This window comes from Streptomyces lothianensis, from assembly GCF_047779955.1.
Classification (GTDB): Bacteria; Actinomycetota; Actinomycetes; order Streptomycetales; family Streptomycetaceae; genus Streptomyces.
In genome coordinates this window covers 1-454 of sequence record NZ_JBLMKT010000140.1, presented here as the reverse complement: position 1 = coordinate 454, position 454 = coordinate 1, and the positions used below count along the sequence as shown (strand labels likewise).

The window sequence follows — 454 nt, the reverse complement described above, 5'->3', positions numbered from 1 at the left end:
ACCACCCACGAAACAATCCTCTGCAACCTCTTCGCCGAAATCCTCGGACTCGACGAGGTCGGCCCGGAAGCCAACTTCTTCGAACTCGGCGGCCACTCCCTGCTCGCCACCCGCCTGATCAGCCGCATCCGCTCGGTCTTCGACGCCGAACTCCAGGTCCGTTCCCTGTTCGAGGCGCCGTGTGTCGAGGCACTCGCCCGACAGCTTCACCTGGCCGGGCACGCACGCCCGGCCCCCACGGCGCGCCCCCGCCCCGACGTTGTCCCGCTGTCCTCGGCCCAGCGCCGGCTCTGGGTGCTCGACCAGGTCGACGGCGGCGATGCCACGTACAACGTGCCGTTGGCGGTACGGGTGGAGGGACTGCTGGACGTGGACTCGCTCCGCGCGGCCGTGTGCGATGTCGTCGCACGGCACGAGGCCCTGCGCACCGTCTTCCCCGCAGTGAACGGCATCC

The 454-nt window shown here is 69.8% G+C and carries 1 protein-coding gene; it reads left to right on the top strand.

Going from position 1 to position 454, the window contains the following annotated elements:
• Positions 1 to 454, top strand: a 454-nt coding sequence (locus ACLF6P_RS29965) for a phosphopantetheine-binding protein (RefSeq protein WP_415954563.1), incomplete at both ends; no start/stop codon positions are given.